This is a genomic window from Metallosphaera cuprina Ar-4, assembly GCF_000204925.1.
GTDB lineage: Archaea > Thermoproteota > Thermoprotei_A > Sulfolobales > Sulfolobaceae > Metallosphaera > Metallosphaera cuprina.
Window position 1 is genome coordinate 805,153 of record NC_015435.1, and the last position, 16,197, is coordinate 821,349.

16 protein-coding genes are annotated in these 16,197 nt (G+C 43.9%); 11 read left to right on the forward strand and 5 right to left on the reverse strand.

The features are described 5' to 3' along the window. Positions 1-61: 61 nt before the first annotated feature. The 3 genes from MCUP_RS04505 (at position 62) to MCUP_RS04515 (ending at position 2,757) form a co-directional block, all read left to right on the forward strand. The gene (locus MCUP_RS04505; protein WP_013737495.1) at positions 62-694 is read left to right on the forward strand and encodes a ferritin family protein; all 633 of its coding nucleotides are present in this window, start codon (positions 62-64) and stop codon (positions 692-694) included. Between the two features lie 204 nt (positions 695-898). After that, positions 899-2,251: an APC family permease gene (locus MCUP_RS04510; RefSeq protein WP_013737496.1), complete on the forward strand. Its 1,353-nt coding sequence runs from the start codon at positions 899-901 to the stop codon at positions 2,249-2,251. Between the two features lie 62 nt (positions 2,252-2,313). Beyond that, positions 2,314-2,757 (forward strand): peroxiredoxin, encoded by a 444-nt coding sequence (locus MCUP_RS04515; RefSeq protein ID WP_013737497.1) that lies wholly within the window; start codon positions 2,314-2,316, stop codon positions 2,755-2,757. Positions 2,758-2,764: 7 nt separating this feature from the next. Here the strand turns inward: MCUP_RS04515 and MCUP_RS04520 are convergent, their stop codons facing one another. Beyond that, the gene (locus MCUP_RS04520) at positions 2,765-3,409 is read right to left on the reverse strand and encodes a cyclase family protein (RefSeq protein ID WP_013737498.1); all 645 of its coding nucleotides are present in this window, start codon (positions 3,407-3,409) and stop codon (positions 2,765-2,767) included. A gap of 82 nt (positions 3,410-3,491) precedes the next feature. Between MCUP_RS04520 and MCUP_RS04525 the strand changes: the two genes are divergently transcribed. Continuing rightward, the gene (locus MCUP_RS04525) at positions 3,492-4,634 is read left to right on the forward strand and encodes a glycosyltransferase family 4 protein (RefSeq protein ID WP_013737499.1); all 1,143 of its coding nucleotides are present in this window, start codon (positions 3,492-3,494) and stop codon (positions 4,632-4,634) included. 640 nt (positions 4,635-5,274) lie between these two features. Continuing rightward, entirely contained in the window at positions 5,275-5,910 is a 636-nt protein-coding gene (locus MCUP_RS04535; RefSeq protein ID WP_013737502.1) for a PIG-L deacetylase family protein, read from the forward strand. Positions 5,911-5,930: 20 nt separating this feature from the next. Here MCUP_RS04535 and MCUP_RS04540 read toward each other — a convergent pair whose 3' ends face one another. Continuing rightward, a complete protein-coding gene (locus tag MCUP_RS04540; RefSeq protein ID WP_013737503.1) occupies positions 5,931-7,112 on the reverse strand; it encodes a mandelate racemase/muconate lactonizing enzyme family protein in 1,182 nt (393 codons plus the stop codon). Positions 7,113-7,268: 156 nt separating this feature from the next. On the opposite strand from MCUP_RS04540, the gene MCUP_RS04545 reads away from it, so the two are divergent. From MCUP_RS04545 to MCUP_RS10070, 3 genes are read left to right on the forward strand one after another with little or no spacing between them, the layout of a single operon-like run. After that, a complete protein-coding gene (locus MCUP_RS04545) occupies positions 7,269-8,234 on the forward strand; it encodes a radical SAM protein (protein WP_048057726.1) in 966 nt (321 codons plus the stop codon). A 48-nt stretch (positions 8,235-8,282) separates the two neighbouring features. Continuing rightward, the gene (locus MCUP_RS04550) at positions 8,283-9,347 is read left to right on the forward strand and encodes a glucose 1-dehydrogenase (protein WP_013737505.1); all 1,065 of its coding nucleotides are present in this window, start codon (positions 8,283-8,285) and stop codon (positions 9,345-9,347) included. Positions 9,348-9,364: 17 nt separating this feature from the next. Next, entirely contained in the window at positions 9,365-9,535 is a 171-nt protein-coding gene (locus tag MCUP_RS10070) for a hypothetical protein (RefSeq protein ID WP_013737506.1), read from the forward strand. A 3-nt stretch (positions 9,536-9,538) separates the two neighbouring features. On the opposite strand, the gene MCUP_RS04560 is transcribed toward MCUP_RS10070, so the two are convergent. The 3 genes from MCUP_RS04560 to MCUP_RS10115 all read right to left on the reverse strand — a co-directional run bounded on the left by MCUP_RS04560 (position 9,539) and on the right by MCUP_RS10115 (position 11,973). Then, on the reverse strand, positions 9,539-11,254 hold the full coding sequence (locus tag MCUP_RS04560; protein ID WP_013737507.1) for a prolyl oligopeptidase family serine peptidase: 1,716 nt from the start codon (positions 11,252-11,254) through the stop codon (positions 9,539-9,541). A gap of 36 nt (positions 11,255-11,290) precedes the next feature. Then, complete coding sequence (locus MCUP_RS04565; protein WP_013737508.1) at positions 11,291-11,716, reverse strand: hypothetical protein; 426 nt, start codon at positions 11,714-11,716, stop codon at positions 11,291-11,293. 101 nt (positions 11,717-11,817) lie between these two features. After that, complete coding sequence (locus MCUP_RS10115; protein WP_013737509.1) at positions 11,818-11,973, reverse strand: SRPBCC family protein; 156 nt, start codon at positions 11,971-11,973, stop codon at positions 11,818-11,820. Between the two features lie 310 nt (positions 11,974-12,283). On the opposite strand from MCUP_RS10115, the gene MCUP_RS04570 reads away from it, so the two are divergent. The 3 genes from MCUP_RS04570 to MCUP_RS04580 all read left to right on the forward strand — a co-directional run bounded on the left by MCUP_RS04570 (position 12,284) and on the right by MCUP_RS04580 (position 15,496). After that, positions 12,284-12,841: a hypothetical protein gene (locus MCUP_RS04570; RefSeq protein WP_048057475.1), complete on the forward strand. Its 558-nt coding sequence runs from the start codon at positions 12,284-12,286 to the stop codon at positions 12,839-12,841. 475 nt (positions 12,842-13,316) lie between these two features. Continuing rightward, complete coding sequence (locus tag MCUP_RS04575; protein WP_013737512.1) at positions 13,317-14,033, forward strand: glycosyltransferase; 717 nt, start codon at positions 13,317-13,319, stop codon at positions 14,031-14,033. Between the two features lie 461 nt (positions 14,034-14,494). Further along, a complete protein-coding gene (locus tag MCUP_RS04580) occupies positions 14,495-15,496 on the forward strand; it encodes a glycosyltransferase family 4 protein (RefSeq protein ID WP_237698036.1) in 1,002 nt (333 codons plus the stop codon). The last annotated feature ends 701 nt before the right edge of the window (positions 15,497-16,197 follow it).

The following is a 16,197-nucleotide window of genomic DNA, read 5'->3' on the forward strand; positions in this document are numbered from 1 at the left end:
TGAGTTATGTTTTTATAGTTTTTATAAAAAAGGTTTTAAGTCACTATTTTACGTAGAGAATATGGACTCGAACTGGTATCAAACCCCCGAAGAGGTCAGATTCGGTATAAGGTATTTATCAGCTCATTTTTATCCTAAGGCCTACATGTCCAGATGGAGCGCGCTTAAGCCCCTCTCTTTAAGTTTCGTCGATAAGGTAAGGGAATACTCCCCTAGACAGTATCAAGAGGAGCTGGATCACTTCGACTTCTTTGAGAGGTACTTCATGAGGGAACCGCTTTCAGAGATAAAGTTGCCGAACTCTTACATAGAGTTCTTTGATAACTTAGTCAAGGACTTCGAGAGCGGAGACGTGCAGGCTATAGCAACGAGGTTTCACCTCGTAACGGAAGGGATATTGGCTACTACGGGACTCAACGTGCTCAGAACAGTGGGGGAGAGATATAACCTGAGGGAGTTCTCATCCGGGATTAAGCACATAATAGAGGACGAGGCGAGGCATATTAACTTCGGAATATCGTTGATAAGAGATAGGGATTTTGCCTTAAGGAGGTTAGATGAGCTCTACCCGGAGGCCATTAAAATAGTGAAAGACGGTGAGGCTTACCTCTCCGCTTTAACGCCGTTTGAAGACATAATGAAAATGATGGATGAGTTGAAGAGGGCTAGGGAATCGAACCTACGGAAGATCTGAGAACGTGTCAAAACTTGCTTTAATCCTCATTACGCTAAGTTCTACGTCATGAGGAGAACAGAAAGTGGAAGTGTCTGTAAAGACGCTTTTGGTCCTGACGATAGCCTCTAACGCTGTCAAGTTTGTGATATAAGGTAACTTAATTATTTTTAATCTTAAACGAAAAACGCTTAAATACTTAAATCATTTGTTAAATAACTTTAAATGGATAAGAAAGAGTTAGCCAAGGGATCAATTTCATACAGAGAAGTTGTAGCTCAAGGTATTGGTGGAGCGGCCCCTGCTATGGCGAGCCTCGTTACATTAACTGGAGCCGCAGCGTATTCGTACGGAGCGCTTCCTCTCGCGGTAGCTCTAGCCACAGTAGCCGTGCTGTTGGACGCCACTAGGCTCTCCATAACTAGTAGGTACATTCAAAGCGCAGGAGGAATATACGCGTTCATATCTGAGGGACTGGGGAAGAGGTGGGGTTATCTAATAGGATGGGCTTACGTCTTGTACGCTTTGACCGCGTTAGTTTTCATTTTCCTCTCAGTAGGAGTTTTCCTGCCCGGTGCCCTAGAGGTGCTAGGAGTTAACGCCCCTTCATGGATATGGGCTCCACTGGTTATTTTCGTTGCGCTCTTTGGAGGCGTACTTTCGTATCTGGGAATAAGACCCTCCCTTAGGTTCACCCTGATAATGAGTATCTTAGAGATCGCCTTCATTTTGGGAACTTCGCTTCTGATATTCACAAAGGTTCCACCAGACCCCTCTACGTTCACTTTAGAGTACGCCCCGTCTCATTCGATGTTCAACGTGGGTGTGGGGATGGCGTTCGTTTTCCTGGCCTTCGCCGGATATGAAACCACTTCCGTACTGGGAGAGGAGGCAGTAGATCCTAAAAATACAATAACTAAGGGCGTCTTTACCAGTGCCTTCCTAGTAGGGATAACATACTTGGTTGCCAGTGAGGCCTTCACTGTGGGATGGGGAGTTAACGACATGTCATCTTTCTTTAACGAGCTCGTTCCAGGAGTAGTGTTGGGAATGAGGTTTGGAGGGTTCGTTCTAGCTTTAATCCTCACCGTTCTCCTTATAAATAGCGGTTTGACCGACTCCGTAACCTTTTTCAATACCGTGTCTAGAGTCGTCTACGCTATGGCCAAAGACGGAGTTTTAGATAAGAGGTTGGAAGGAGTACACGAGGATCGCAGAACCCCTCATGTGGCCGTTATGTTCTCTCTCATTTTCTCGCTCGTCTACGCCTTAGCGTTTTCAGCAGTTATTGGTCCAGAGAACGTGTTCCTTGCGGTCGGGATAACTACAACTTTCGGATTCCTAATTGCTCTATTCACAGCCAACGTAAGTCTTCTCTTCATTTTAAGGAGATTTAACTCATTGAATTGGTGGAACGTCTTATTGACCGTTGTCATAAACTCCATTCTCAGCTTCGTGATTTTCGCAAACGTAGTGACAACAGCAATAAACAGTTTCGTTCTGATAGGGGTGAGCACCTTTGTCGTATGGATGATAGCGGGAGTCATATACGGATACGTTAGGAGAGTTAGCACTTGATTAGCTCAGCCAAAGGTTAGTTTTTAACATAAGTTTATTATTTTTCTAGACGATTCAATAATATGAAGTTAAAAGTAGGGGACTTGGCTCCTAACTTTGAAGGAATTAATGAGGCAGGAGAGAAGGTCAGCCTCTCAGACTTTAAAGGTAAGTACGTTGTCCTTTACTTTTATCCTAAAGACGACACACCTGGTTGTAGGGCGGAGGCTCTAAGCTTTAAGGAGAACTGGGATGAGATAATTAAGAGAGGGGCTGTAGTTATAGGAGTTAGCGGAGACTCCCAGGAGTCACATAAGAAGTTTAAGGAGAAGTACCAACTTCCGTTCACTCTAATAAGCGACGAAAACGATAAGATAAGGGAAACGTATGGGGCGAAAGGCCTATTAATTCCAGCTAGGGTTACCTTCGTCATTAATCCAGAGGGTAGAATAGTGTTGATCTACTCTTCTCAGATGAACCCCACTTCTCACGTTAAGGAGGTCCTAAATGTCCTCTCAAAAAAGTGAATCAAATCTATGACTCCACAGCTACTACCCTCGCCATGGCCCCGCTTCCGTTTCCAACCTTTATTGGTAAAGCTATTATAAGGTACTCCTTTCCTTCCTCCAGCTGTTCTAAGTTTGCCAAGTCCTCTATAACTATCACACCTTCTCCCAGAAGTCTCTTATGAACTTGAAAGTCGTTGTGATAGTAAGGCTCTATACCTAGCGTGTCTATACCTATTACCTTGACACCCTTAGACAGGAGGAATTCAGCGCCGTCCAATGAAAGTCCAGGGAATTCGTAAAGGAACTCCCTTGTGTATCCCCTCTTTTTGTCCCATCCCGTTCTTATCAATATTGTTTTACCGTTGTACTCGCTTTTCCACACCTCATTTAGCGCCTGAGAGTCTATTTCCTTTCCCTTAACCTTTGGGGTCACGCAGTATCCTTTGTTGATAAGCAAGCTTAGGTCAAGTTTATCCACAGTTAATCCGTTCTCGACAAAGTGATAAGGAGCGTCTATGTGAGTCCCAGTGTGCGTTACGAAAGATATTGACTCAACGTTGTATCCGTCCCTGCTCGCAATCCCTATCGGTTTAATCTCCACTAATGGGTTAGTAGGCCAGACAGGCATGTGAGGATAAAGGGTTACTGAAAGGTCATATATCTTTGGCATAATGTTAACTCACCTTTCCGGATTAGAAACTTTACTCATTCCTTAACGTTAAGATTTAAGCTAGAGGCTTCTAATCAATTTGTTGAACGTCCTTGCAATAGTTGATTTCGGGTTAACGGAGAGGACTGGAGGGTACAAGAGGAACTTCGAGATGATGAGAAGGTTGAGGAACCTCATAAACCTTGATATACTTCCTTCAGTGAGAAACGTGAGATTAGCGATTGATGGAAACAGAAGGGAACTAGTCTCTCTCCTTGAGAGTTTGAACGCTAGCCCGAGTTACGTTTTAGACTTGATTGAGAGGGTTGATTCGGTCGATGAGTACTTAGAGTCACTCAGGCAAAACAAGTATGACCTTGCCGTAGTTTATAGCAACTCCTCCGAGAACGTGAGGCTAGCTAGGAGAGTTTCTAAATCGATGATTGGAGTGCAGTTGCAATTGGAACCATTTTACGCTAACCCATCCACCCTGTTAAGGATAAAGTTTAGAGGTCCTACAGGGAGGGCAGCAATGAAGTTTAAGGAGGCTTTAGAGGAGTCTCGGAGAAGCGAGGAGGAATGGCTCTCCTTAATAAGAGGAGGTCACCTTAACTTTGTAATTTCAGTGAGTCACGTCCCGTTGGTGAACTCCGGGTTAGACAGGCTACTCGATTATGACGTAACTTTTCCAGCCAACTCTATAGACGAAGATATATTTAAGTATAGAAGGGAGAAGGAAGATTACGCGGTTTACTTCACCAGGCTCATGCCAGAAAAGGGGCTGTTTGAGGTCCCTCTCATTTGGAGGAAAGTTAACGATAGGAAGGACCTGAAGCTCTACGTTATAGGACAATTCATAGACCCTCAGGACGAGGAGGACTTCTTGAGGATGAGCAGGAGACTTAACGTGAACTTGGAATACTTAGGCTTCCTTGAGGGTAGGGAACTTTACGAGAGGGTTGCAAGTGCCCTCTTTACGCTATATCCATCTCATTACGATAGCTTCTCATTGGTTGTCTTAGAGTCTCTGGCTTTAAACACTCCAGTTATAACCTACGACACGCCAGCCATAAGGGAGATCTATAGCGGGGTCAAGGGAGTTTACTCCGTAAAAGAGGACAACATCCAGGAGATGGCGAACCTTTGCTTTAAGGACTTGGAGGTAAGATTTCCTGAGATTTACTCATCCTGGGATAAAGTGGCTAGGGCGGAGCTAGAGTCCATGTTAAAGGTTGTTAAGAAGTAAGACTTAAAAAGTCCTTTACGCTATCTGTTAACCTCTTCAGTTCAAGCCATGTGGAGAGTTAATTTGGACCTTTCTGACTTTAATTTAACTAATCCTAGGAAAATTTTATTTAGATAAAATTGATTTTAAATTTTTTGTTACTCGCCTTTGAATTGATGCCGATCCTTGCTAGTCTATAGAGGTTTTCTTTCAACTCCTCCTTTAAGGAAAGTCCAACGTTGCAAACTAGAAGGTTTAATGAACTTGACTCGATGTGCACTCACGAGAGACCTATCTAACTCACCTCCAATGCGAGAGAACGTCAAGAGTAAGCCAAAGAAGTACTTGAACGTGAGATCCAGGAAAAAGGCGGCTCACAAAAGATCATGGCGGGACGTTAGGCTCGCCTCTAACGCGTTAAACAAGGCGGACACTATGTGAGCCACGACCGTTAGGTCTTAATTATGTGACATCGTAATAGATCTCCTTGAGTGGAGGATCGTTAAACGATTGATAAGCCTTGACGTCTAAGTTGAGAGGTGAGGGACGCGGTTCAAGATTTTCCTGAACCCCGGTTAACATTATTAAACGATTCTGTGACCTTGTAGATTAAGGGGCCTAGGAAAAGCAAACTATAAAACGTTTAGGCGCCATTTCACATGTGAAAGTTCTTGTAATCTCTCCTCATCCGGACGATGAAACTCTATGTTGCGGAGGATCGATCCTGAATCACGTGAGAAGGGGAGATAAAGTAACTGTAGTTATAGTTACAGACGGGAGGTACGGATCACCTTCGCCAGAGCTCAGAGGTACTGAAGAACTAGTTGAGCTCAGGAAAAAGGAGGCGCTAATGGCCACCTCTAAGTTAGGAGTTGAGGACGTCAGGTTCCTGAACTTTGAGGACTCTAAGGTTATGATTAATCAGGACAAAATAATTAAAAAGATAGCGTCCGTAATTGGGGAAGGGCAGGACCTAATTTACTCGCCTTTACCGATGGACGGACATCAGGATCATGCTAGCCTTGGAAGGATTATGACTAAGTTAGCTCCTACCTCCCTGTTTTATTTGATCTGGATCCCAAGCGGGTTGAAAGCTCACTCGAGGAGAGTTGGACTCATTAAGCTCAGGAACTGGGAAAGGATAGAGAAAGATATTGAGAAGTTCAGGGAAGTTAAGTTGAGGGCTCTGGAGGAGTACAAAAGTCAGTTGGGCGGCTTCTCCGGAGACTTCCTTAGGAGACTCACAGCAGATCACGAGAGGTTTTATAGAAGGCCTTTAAGCGCACTTAGACGGTGAGTGCGACTCCTCGTCTCAAGCTAACTGAACCTTCTCCACGTCCCGTTAACTACCCAAACCGGTTCTTCAACAACATCTAACGCTATTGGATCTACCTTAAGCTCCTCTATTAACCTCTCGTTAACCCCTACTCCTATTCCTGGTTTATCTGGAACCTTTACCCTTCCCCCCTCTACGGGAGTCTCATTAAAGACTACGTCTCTCTTCCATGAGGGGAACCAATCGTAGAAGTTCTCCAGGAGGAGTAAGTTGGGTACTACCGAAGCCAGTTGTATAGAAACCGCGTTCTGAATTGAGCCGAACGCGTTGTGGAAAGCTATCTCCACGTCAAACGCCTCAGCTAAAGAAACGACCTTCTTACCTATGGTAACTCCACCGACGTTAGTGAGATCCGGTTGGAGGACGTCCACAATTCCCTCTCTTAGGTAGACAAGGGTTTCCTTAAGGCTTATCAATCTCTCCCCGAGAGCTACCTTTAGAGACGTATTGGCCCTGTACCTTCTATACCCTTCTAGGTCTTCGTGATGCAAGGGCTCCTCCATGAACAGAGGCCTGTACTTTTCTAGCCTCTTAGCTATCTCAATTGAGGAGTTAGCGTTGAACCTTCCGTGGTGCTCGATCATGATCTCAACTTCGTCTCCCACCGCCTCTCTGACCGCCTTAACTCTCTCCTCAGCTTCCATAAGGCCACGCTGGTCTATCCAGTCGAAGTAAGGACCGAACGGATCGAACTTGAGACCTTTGTACCCCTTGTTAACTACCGCTTTGGCTTCCCTTGCGAAGTCCTCCGGCGTGACGCAACCCTTATACCATCCGTTAGCGTAAACGGGGACGTAATCTCTGAACTTACCTCCTAACAGTTTGTGGATGGGAGCCCCTAGTTCCTTCCCTAAAATATCCCATAGGGCTATGTCTATCGCGCTCGTTGCGGTGGCCGACTCAAACGACCTAGTTAAGTAGAAGTCCTGTTTGTACCACTCGTGGTAGTTCCTCTCAACCGATATGTCCTTACCTATGAAGCCTTTGCTCACCTGTTGAATTGAACTAAAAACCGGCTTTACCCTTAAGGTAGGGACGGCCTCACCGTATCCCACGAGCCCGTTCGAGGTGGTTACCTTTACCAAAATCATCAATGAGGCCCAAGTGGCTGACCCCTTTTCCTTAGAGGATAGAACAATCGGTGTGATCTCTTGAATTCGCATGATATGTTTTAACCGATCTAAGTTATAACAGTTGTGATCTGTTCTATCTCCTTGAGTTGGAGACGGGGCATTTCATTAATTAGATTTTTAATTGATATATATCAGACAGTAAGTGTTTAAATTTTCTGTCTCCTAATTAGTCTACACATGCAAATCGTGAACAGGAACGTTAAGGCAATAAGGTGGTTCATAAACACTCAACTTTTAGGGAAGTGGTATAACGTTGCCTACGCAACCTTCAAGGTCACGTCTCGCTGTAACCTAAGGTGTACGTTCTGCAACCCATCATATTACTCAGGAACGTTGGAGGAGGGGAGCACAGAGCAGCTAAAGAAGGTTATAGATAACCTCAGGTCCTCTGTAATAGTCCTCTCCTTTGAAGGCGGCGAGCCCACCACAAGACCTGATATTCTAGAACTTTTAAAGTACGCTCATGACGGTTCGTTTTACGTTATGCTCACCACAAACGGTTACAAGTTGAACGACGCTGAATTCTTATCTAAGTTAGCTGAAAGGATTGACTTCCTTCACTACTCTATCGACGAATATCATTGGAACGTTAAGGCGTTGGATTCACTGTGTAAGTTCAGGGAGTACGGGCTTAAGGTGAACGTACAGACTGTGGTGACGAGATATAACATACACACCCTAGAGGAAAAGGTTAGGAAGGTGAGGGAGTGCGGGTATAAGATATTGTTGATGCCCGCGGTGGATTACCCTGACTCCAAGGTTAAGCTGGCTCCTGACAGGGAGTTATACTTTAGAACCCTCTCTTACCTCAAGAGAAAGTACGGTTCAACCTTAAACAACTCCTGGGGTTTCATTAAGGCCTTGGGAGGGGAACTCCCTAAGAAGTTGACTAGTTACGCCATCACGGTTTACCCTAACGGAGACTTACCTTATCCAGACGACATAAATGGGGAGATAATAGGTAACTTATCTAGAAACAGGTTGGAGGACCTTCTTAACTCCAAGAGGGCTCAGTACTTAAGAGAGAAGATGTTAGAGAACAGTGCCAGATACGAGTACTTACACCTGCAGACAGCTTCTTTCAACAACATTAGAGATTTGGCAGACTACGTCAGGGAGATGAGCAAGTGGGCGTTCACTGGAAGAGCCTAGTGGAAGGGGAGCGTAAAAGCATTAATATGGGGCTAACATCATATCATTATGAAGGCTGTTGTTGTCAACCCTCCTAATGCGGGGGTTGAGGTAAGGGACGTACCGAGTGAACCTCCTTCACAAGGTAAGGTCTTGATAAGGACGAGGTTGAACGGTCTCTGCGGAACTGATCGAGGAATAGTTTCTGGAAAGCTAACCTTCTCAAGGCCTCCATTAGGTTACAATTACTTGATTCTTGGTCACGAGACCCTAGGAGAGGTAGTTGAGGGAAATGGGAGGTTGAGGAAGGGAGACCTAGTTGTCCCAGTTGTCAGGAGAGGATGCGGCTCGTGTTTGAACTGCAATCTAGGCCGACAGGACTTCTGTGAGACGGGCAACTTCACTGAGATAGGGATAAGGGGGGCGCACGGAACTATGAGGGAGGAGTTCCTCGATGAGGAGAGGTATCTAGTCAAGGTACCTAACTCACTGGGAGAACTAGGAGTTCTTCTAGAGCCGCTCTCTAATGTGGTGAAGGCCCTGAACGAAGTGGAATACGTTCAGAGGAGAATGTGGTGGAGGTGTGGGGACTCCACTTACTCCTGTATGACGGCAGCTGTTCTAGGAAGCGGACCCATAGGCCTCCTCTTCTCTTTAGCCCTAAAGACTATGGGCTTCAACGTTATAGTAGCTAACAGAAGACCACCGTCTGAGGTGGAGAGCGAGATTGTGGAGGGAATAGATGCGAAGTTCGTCAACACTTCAGAGAAGGTAGACATAAGGCCCGATCTCCTAGTGGACACTTCAGGTCATCCATCTGCTTTCATTCCGGTCTTACCCAAAATGAAGAAGAACGGGGCGCTAATCCTTTTCGGGACGACCGGGAACGAGAGCTACGGAATGACCGCCGAGGACGTAACTACCTTAGTCGAGAACAACATCTTGATCGTGGGGAGCGTTAACGCCTCTAAGTCGGATTTTGAGGCGGGAGTGAATTTCCTCCTCAACTGGAAAGCGAAGTACTCAAACCTGTTAGAGAAATTGATTACGAAAAGGGTGAAGGTGGAGGAAGCCCCAGATGTTCTAACCAGGAAGTTACCAGGAGAGATAAAGACGGTTATAGAGTGGAAGTAACGGTCGAAGTGAGCTCTATGGATAAGACAGAGTTGTTTTACGTCATATCTGGGATCTTGTTCCTCACAGTCTTCGGAGTCTACCTGACCCTTAGCGATTTAGAAGTTGGAATATTTTTAACTATCATCTCGTTGGTCTGGGCAATCTCGATGTATGCGTTCATGATAAAGTTCTGGAAGGAGGAGTAGGGCTCATCTCCTCTCAACGCACTGTTCAATGAACCCAACTATCATGGACATCTCCTCTGCGGTGTACTCAGGATAATTTACGTTATGTCCCGACTTATCGTTAACGAAGAGGTAGACCAAGTTTCCCAGTTCCTTCGATTTCGCGACGTACTTGAGCGCGTGCATTGGGTGCACCCTGTCATCGTTCAGTCCGGTGTAAACTAGGACAGGAGGGAGGCCCCTTCTAAGGTTGTGATAGGGACTGTAGCTTAGAAGCAGATCGCTTTCAGTCTCGGGGTTACCATATTCGTGAATCCAATACATTCCTGCCAAGAACTTATGAAACCTCAACATGTCCAAAACTGGGTACCCTATCACTCCACAGTCGACCAAGTTTGGGTAGAAGTTAACGGTTGCCCCTACGAGCAGTCCACCGTTGCTGGCGCCCATCGCTATCGTCTTCCCTCCCATCATTTTCACTACCTTAAGGAACTCTGAGAAGTCCTTGAAAACGTTCATCTTGTTTCTGAGCATTCCCATCTTGTGCCACTCCTCGCCTCTCTCGAACCCACCTCTAAGGTTCGTCACTAGGACCGAGAACCCGGAGTTCAGAAGTTCTCTAAATAACGTATTGAAGTTTGGCAGTAACGGGACGGCAAAACCTCCATAGCCATAAACTATCACACCTTTGTTACCTCCTTTACTAATTAAGAATCCGTGAAGCGTCTCCTCTCCCTTCACGAAGATGTCCTTCACATCAACTTCGTCCTTTAGGCCTTCCCTTAGGATCTCGGCCCTTCCGTTCCTCACCCTCAACAGGCGATAGGAATAAGTGAAAGACGTCTCCAAAGCGTATACGTCCTCCCTAGAGAGATCAAAGGACATCACGTTCTCACCAGGATAAACCCAGACCTCTGTACTTTCTAGAGAGTACTCAACTAAGCTCGTTCTGTAATCTCTTATCTCCTCCACTATAACTCCTCTATCATGAACCTTCATGTCTAGCACAGGGTAGTTTAGTTTAAACCTCCTCTCTCCGTTTACGTACAAGAAGTTGTCCTTAACGTAATAGACTTTTCCGCCTTTCATGTCTACGGACGTTATGTTCCCCTCATCCATCACGTTGAGATCCTGATCGTATAGAACTTTATGACTCCAGCCAACACCCTTTACGAGGAGAAGACGATCTCCCTCAGCTTTTACAGAGACCCACTCCCCTCTTGATGGGTAGAAAGGAAACATCTTCCCTCCGCAAAAAACTCTCTCCACCACTGGTTCCACACCGTCAGGTGAACTTTCCGTCCGAAACTCCTTAACGTAACATAGCTCTCCTCTATAATAGAACACGTCACCTATCAACCCGTCAATCCTCTTAACGACATTTACGCCCTCCATCAACAACGAGTAGCCTTCGTCAGAGCCCCTGATACCAACGCCTAATTTCACTTGATCTGAGTTCCACACCCTTGATAAGGAGTTAAAAGTCTCATCCTTGTTCTTAGACTTGAACTTGTTTCCGTTCACCTCTAGCACTACCCCCTCCCTAGATCTGATCAGGAGCGCTATCCCATATCTAGTTGCAATGAGGTCCAACGGCATCTCTTGAGTTAGTTTTTCTAGGATTGAGCCGAAGTGATCTTTAGCCCTTGTCCTCAGAAAGGAGGACTCCTCGTTGCTTCTAGCTATGAAGTCCTTTGTTCTGGGATCGTCTAGGTCCTCTAAGTACTCTAAGGGATCCATAAGGTGTCTAAACATCTAGGTTTAAATGTAAACAGGTTAGCTCTCCATTACCTTTCCCTTCACTAGTACCGTTAGCTTTTCTCCTAAAGAGGAGATCTCTCCCTTGCTCTCCTCTAGGTCCCCGTCCCTTAAAATAAGTTCAACTTTATTGACTCCATCCGTTAATATTACTTTAACCGGGGAGTTAACACTCCATATCATGGCCTCCTCGAGGACGTCGTCGAGCTCTGACTTATCTACCTTCTTTGCCAACAAGGTTTTCATCTCCAGCAGGTCGCTATCAGACCTCCTTTGCTGAGATCCTCCGGTCCCGTAAGTTAGCTTTGGAGAGGACTCTAAATCCCTTTTGAATATTTCTACACCTCTCTTATAGAACTCCTCAGTTTGCCTTTTCGCTATCCTCTCGAAAGGTCCATGGTAAAAGAAGGTTAACCTAACGACAGTCCTCCCAGCTGTGGGCAATATGACGAACCTTAAGTAAGAGTCGATTTTTATCAGCCCGTCAACTTTCCTTATTAGGTAAGTTATCTCGTCCTTCTTGACCTCTCTTGTTATCTGTAAGTTTATCTTGATGAGCCATGAGATCTGCAGTTCCCTCCCTCCATTTCCTTGAGGCTCTTGAAACTAGGTACGTATTTCATAAGGTTATTAGGATCCATGAGGTAACCTTTCACTTTATCAGGAGGACTGGTCGTTTCAAAATCGTAAGACACTTCCACAACTAATAATTATCATGATGATATAATAAATCAAATTTGATGAACGGAAGTCGTTAAAGCGTTCATGAGTTCAACGAAGTAACTATTTAATGCCTTATCATCTAGAAAGATAATCAAATTATAATTTGAGTGACCTCTAAACGTAACGCAGAAAGTTAACTAATCGCCATGGAGGAGACCACAACCTGAGTAACTACTTAGAACTTATGAAGTCAAGGTCATCTTAGAGCCGTTAGAGTTCAAGGCGCAGTTAAAAAAGGGAAGGGTTTATACGGATAAATAATAAAAACTCCAGATTCAAGTCATTCATATGAATAAGTTCCTTATCGTTGGATTAGTTGCGATCTTTTTAGTTGCCTCCGTCGCGTTAGCCTTGACTTTAGGGAACCACAGTCCGGTCCTTTTGCAGGCTAGCACCGCGCAGTCAATTTTCGGAGGTAGTTGGAAAGTGTTCACCAACGAGACTTACTTGAAGGTTTACCCAACTCAAACAGTTTCGGTATACTTCGCTAACGGGACTAACGTGACCACCCCGTTACCTCATCAAGTTAAAACCTTAGATAAGGAAGTCTTAGTTGGAGACGTTAACGGGACCACCGTTGTGATGAGGATCCAGGAGATAACTTACACTAGCAACGTAACTTTCTTCAATTTCTTGAGACCCTTAGGTCATCTAATGCATCACAGGTTTTTGTTCAGTAACTTTAACATAACAAACTTTAACGGATACGAGGTAGTTTACTTCTCCAATAATATCTTCCCAAGGACTTACCTGCTCGCGATTAAAGGGAACACGATAGTGAACGTTGAGCTCAACATGACGGCTACGCAACAGCAAATGCTTGACGTTTTATCTAATTTAAGTTAATTTTTTTATCAAATTATTAGAGGATTAATAACTCTCGATTCTAATTAAACAGGTTTAGATGAGACTTTTTAAGGAGATTTTTTAACTTAATGTTAAGTTAATCCTGGGGCTTCAGTAAAAAGTACCTTTCAACGTTCGTGAGAAACTTGATTATTTAGAACACTAGACTTTTAAATAATCGACTGTGCTTTAAACTTAAGCTTTTGTTCAATACGGTAACGTCGCGTTTGAGGATATGAGGTTGATCCTAAATCAAAGAAGAAATTGAATGCTACTACTCCCAATCTTATTAGAGACAAGATTCGCTCTTAAATTTCAAATCGGAGAAAGTAGTGAATATTAAAGTTCATCTCTCAAGGATTGTTATTAAACGTAACAGCGCGCCTTTACGTTTTCGAACTTACGTGTAAAGCCTGTGACTTAAGTGTTGTAAGATAATAGAAATTCTTTTATACATTAATTGAAATCGTCTTTCATGCTAACAGTTATCGTCCCAGCATACAATGAGAGTCATAGAATACAACGAACTTTAAAAAAGCTCTCTAAGTTCGATGACGTGATCGTGATATTTGATGGAAACGACGACACGCCTAACGTCGTCAGGAAGTTCCCCGTAAGGCTCTTCATAAGCAAGGAAAGGCTGGGAAAAGGAGGTGCGCTGAAAACTGGGATCTCGTTATCGAGGGGAGATAGGATCCTGACTATGGATGCAGATTTTCCAGTTAGTGAGGAGGATCTTAAGAAGTTGTTAGACACTGACGCAGACCTTGTTTTACCTAAGCGTAAGATACTCGGCATGCCGCTAACTAGGAGGTTCCTTCATTTCTCCTTCATTCGTCTCACTAAACTCCTGTTCCCCAGTCTAAAATTCCAAGATTTCCAATCAGGAGTAAAGCTGATAAGGAGAGATAAGGCGCTGAGCGTAATGAACGAACTGATTATGAACGATCTGTTGTTTGATGTTAATCTGATCTACGCTTTCAGGAGGAGAGGATACGTAATAAAGGAGGTCGAGATATCCTACATTCATGACGAGAAGGGAAGCAAGATAAGTGGGAGGTTAATTAAGGTAGTCTTATTGATATTCCTTTCCTTGATTAAATTAAGGGTATACTACTCGCCTTTCAAATCTATACTTGATACCAGGCTCTATAGGAGGGTGCAAGACTTCATTTTGAAGGTATTAAGATGAGTTCTGAAACGATGTGCAATCACTCGTCGTTCCCAGCACGTTGAGGCCCTGGTTTAAAACTTCCTCGTTTTAATCAACGACGTACGATAAGGTTAAACTGTAGCGAAAACGTCCTCTCGATCTGAAAACCTTACGACAGGATGATAGCTATCAAGATCACCCTAGCGTCGTTACTGTCTACGTTCGTCATCCACTTTAGGTTTTAACCTATACGTTGAGCTTTAGCTTAAGTGAATTCAAAGGATTAGATGCCGTTGCAAGTTTTGACGTAAGGATCTAAGCTGGAGATCACTAAAGCGTTCTGTAAAATTTCGTATTAGTAAAGGGTACAGGATAAGGAGCTATGAACAACTAATTTCACTTTGAATGAATTAAAGGGAATTTTATAAGCGTAAGGGTAAATCACTGTTATGAACGTTATCCTGAGGGTGCTGTGGAAGTAAGGAGTCACGAGGGTAGCAATAGAGGAGGCCAGATTAATACCAGCTAACCTAATAGTCTACAGAAGGGCGGATAGTCATTACGATTTGACTGGAATAAACTCCTCTTTTTTATTTAAAGAAAACAAATCGAATCTAATTTTCCAGTTCATAACGTCGCTCTATGCTGGGCACAGAAGTAAGGACGCTACCGTGGATCTTGATAGGATAGTCAAAGCGAGGAAATTAATAAAGGGCGTCTCGCTCTTTCACGATCAGTTCGCTGGAATTACAGGGTACTTAAGGAAGAGTAAATACCATGAGGATTACGCTGTTTACATTCATGAGACCTCTCTCGACAATCAAGGAGTTAAGTGGAGGGTTTTCCAATTAATTGAGAAGAAGGTCTTGAGTAAAAGCAGGTTAATACTAACGAATAGCAATTGGAACAGGGAGATCTTGTCAAGCCATGGGTTCGACGCTAAGGTGGTCTACCCAGGGTGTAATCCAAAAGCTAAAGTCAACTTAGAGAGGGAAAAGGTAGTTTTGACCGTCTCGCTTTGGGATAAAGGGAGGAGACCCGAAGTTTATGCCGAAATAGGGAAAAGAATAAAAGGAAAAATAATAATGGCGGGTTCCTGGGCCAAAGACGAGGACAGAGAGGAGTTCAAGAGGAGACACCCTTGGGTACACGTGACGGGAGCCCTTTCAGAGGAGGAGTTAATTAGGTTGTATGATAAAGCTTCCGTTTTCATTCGGTTCGGATTTCATGAGAAAGGTCCAGGTTTAGGCGTTTTAGAGGCTATGGGTCACGGCCTTCCGGTTATAGTAAACGACGGTTTAGGAAGTAAGGAGCTGATAAAAGATAATGGATATGTTGTAAACGATCTCAACGAAGCTGCTGACAGGATAAACGACATCCTAGAGGACGAAAGGCTTAGAAAGGATATGTCGTTGAACTCTTGGGAAATAGCTAAGAGCTTAACATGGAGAACTCACGCTGAGAAAATTAGGGAACATATGGAAAGGTATTTCGACTTGTAGGCTTTCAAAGAACAAACTTAAAGGTCAATCTTGGAAAGTCAAATGCTAACGTCTCTAAGCAAATCAAGGTTGATGATAACGTTCTCAGGAAAACGAATTTATATTGAATTGAACGTCAAGATAAACTACCCGTTCGCGTTTCAATTACATTATAAAGAAAACGTGTGTCATCTTAGGTGGCCCCTCAGTGAGGTAGTACGTTCAACTTAAGTCTAATCCTCCCAATATTTGAAGAGGTGGCTCTCCTCTACCTATTAAAGAAGTCTTCCTGGATCCATTGTAGCTAAGGACGCAGAGGAAGTAGAGGTCAACAATGTAGTTGAAGTGAAAAATCTTGCATGTCGGCTTCACGCTTAATTAACTGAAGTTATGTGATGACGAAGTGGACTTAATCAAAAACATTGAGGTAAACTAGAGCAATCGCTCAGGATAACTTGAACGAGTTTACGAAGGATTTATCTAAACGGATTTATCATATATTATTCTGTGTTAATAAAATAGAATAAAATTAAGGATCACCTTTGAAACGCAACGGAAACGTATTTCAGAACGGGGATTGAAAGGTGATATAAACGTGACATCCCTTGTGTTAGCTTTTATATAATTTTAACTCTGGTTAAAAAGGGAAAAACACAGATTTGATTTAAAGAACCTCTTTATCGTTGTGAAGTCCTAAAGAACTTTCAGATCTCTCGGTAGGA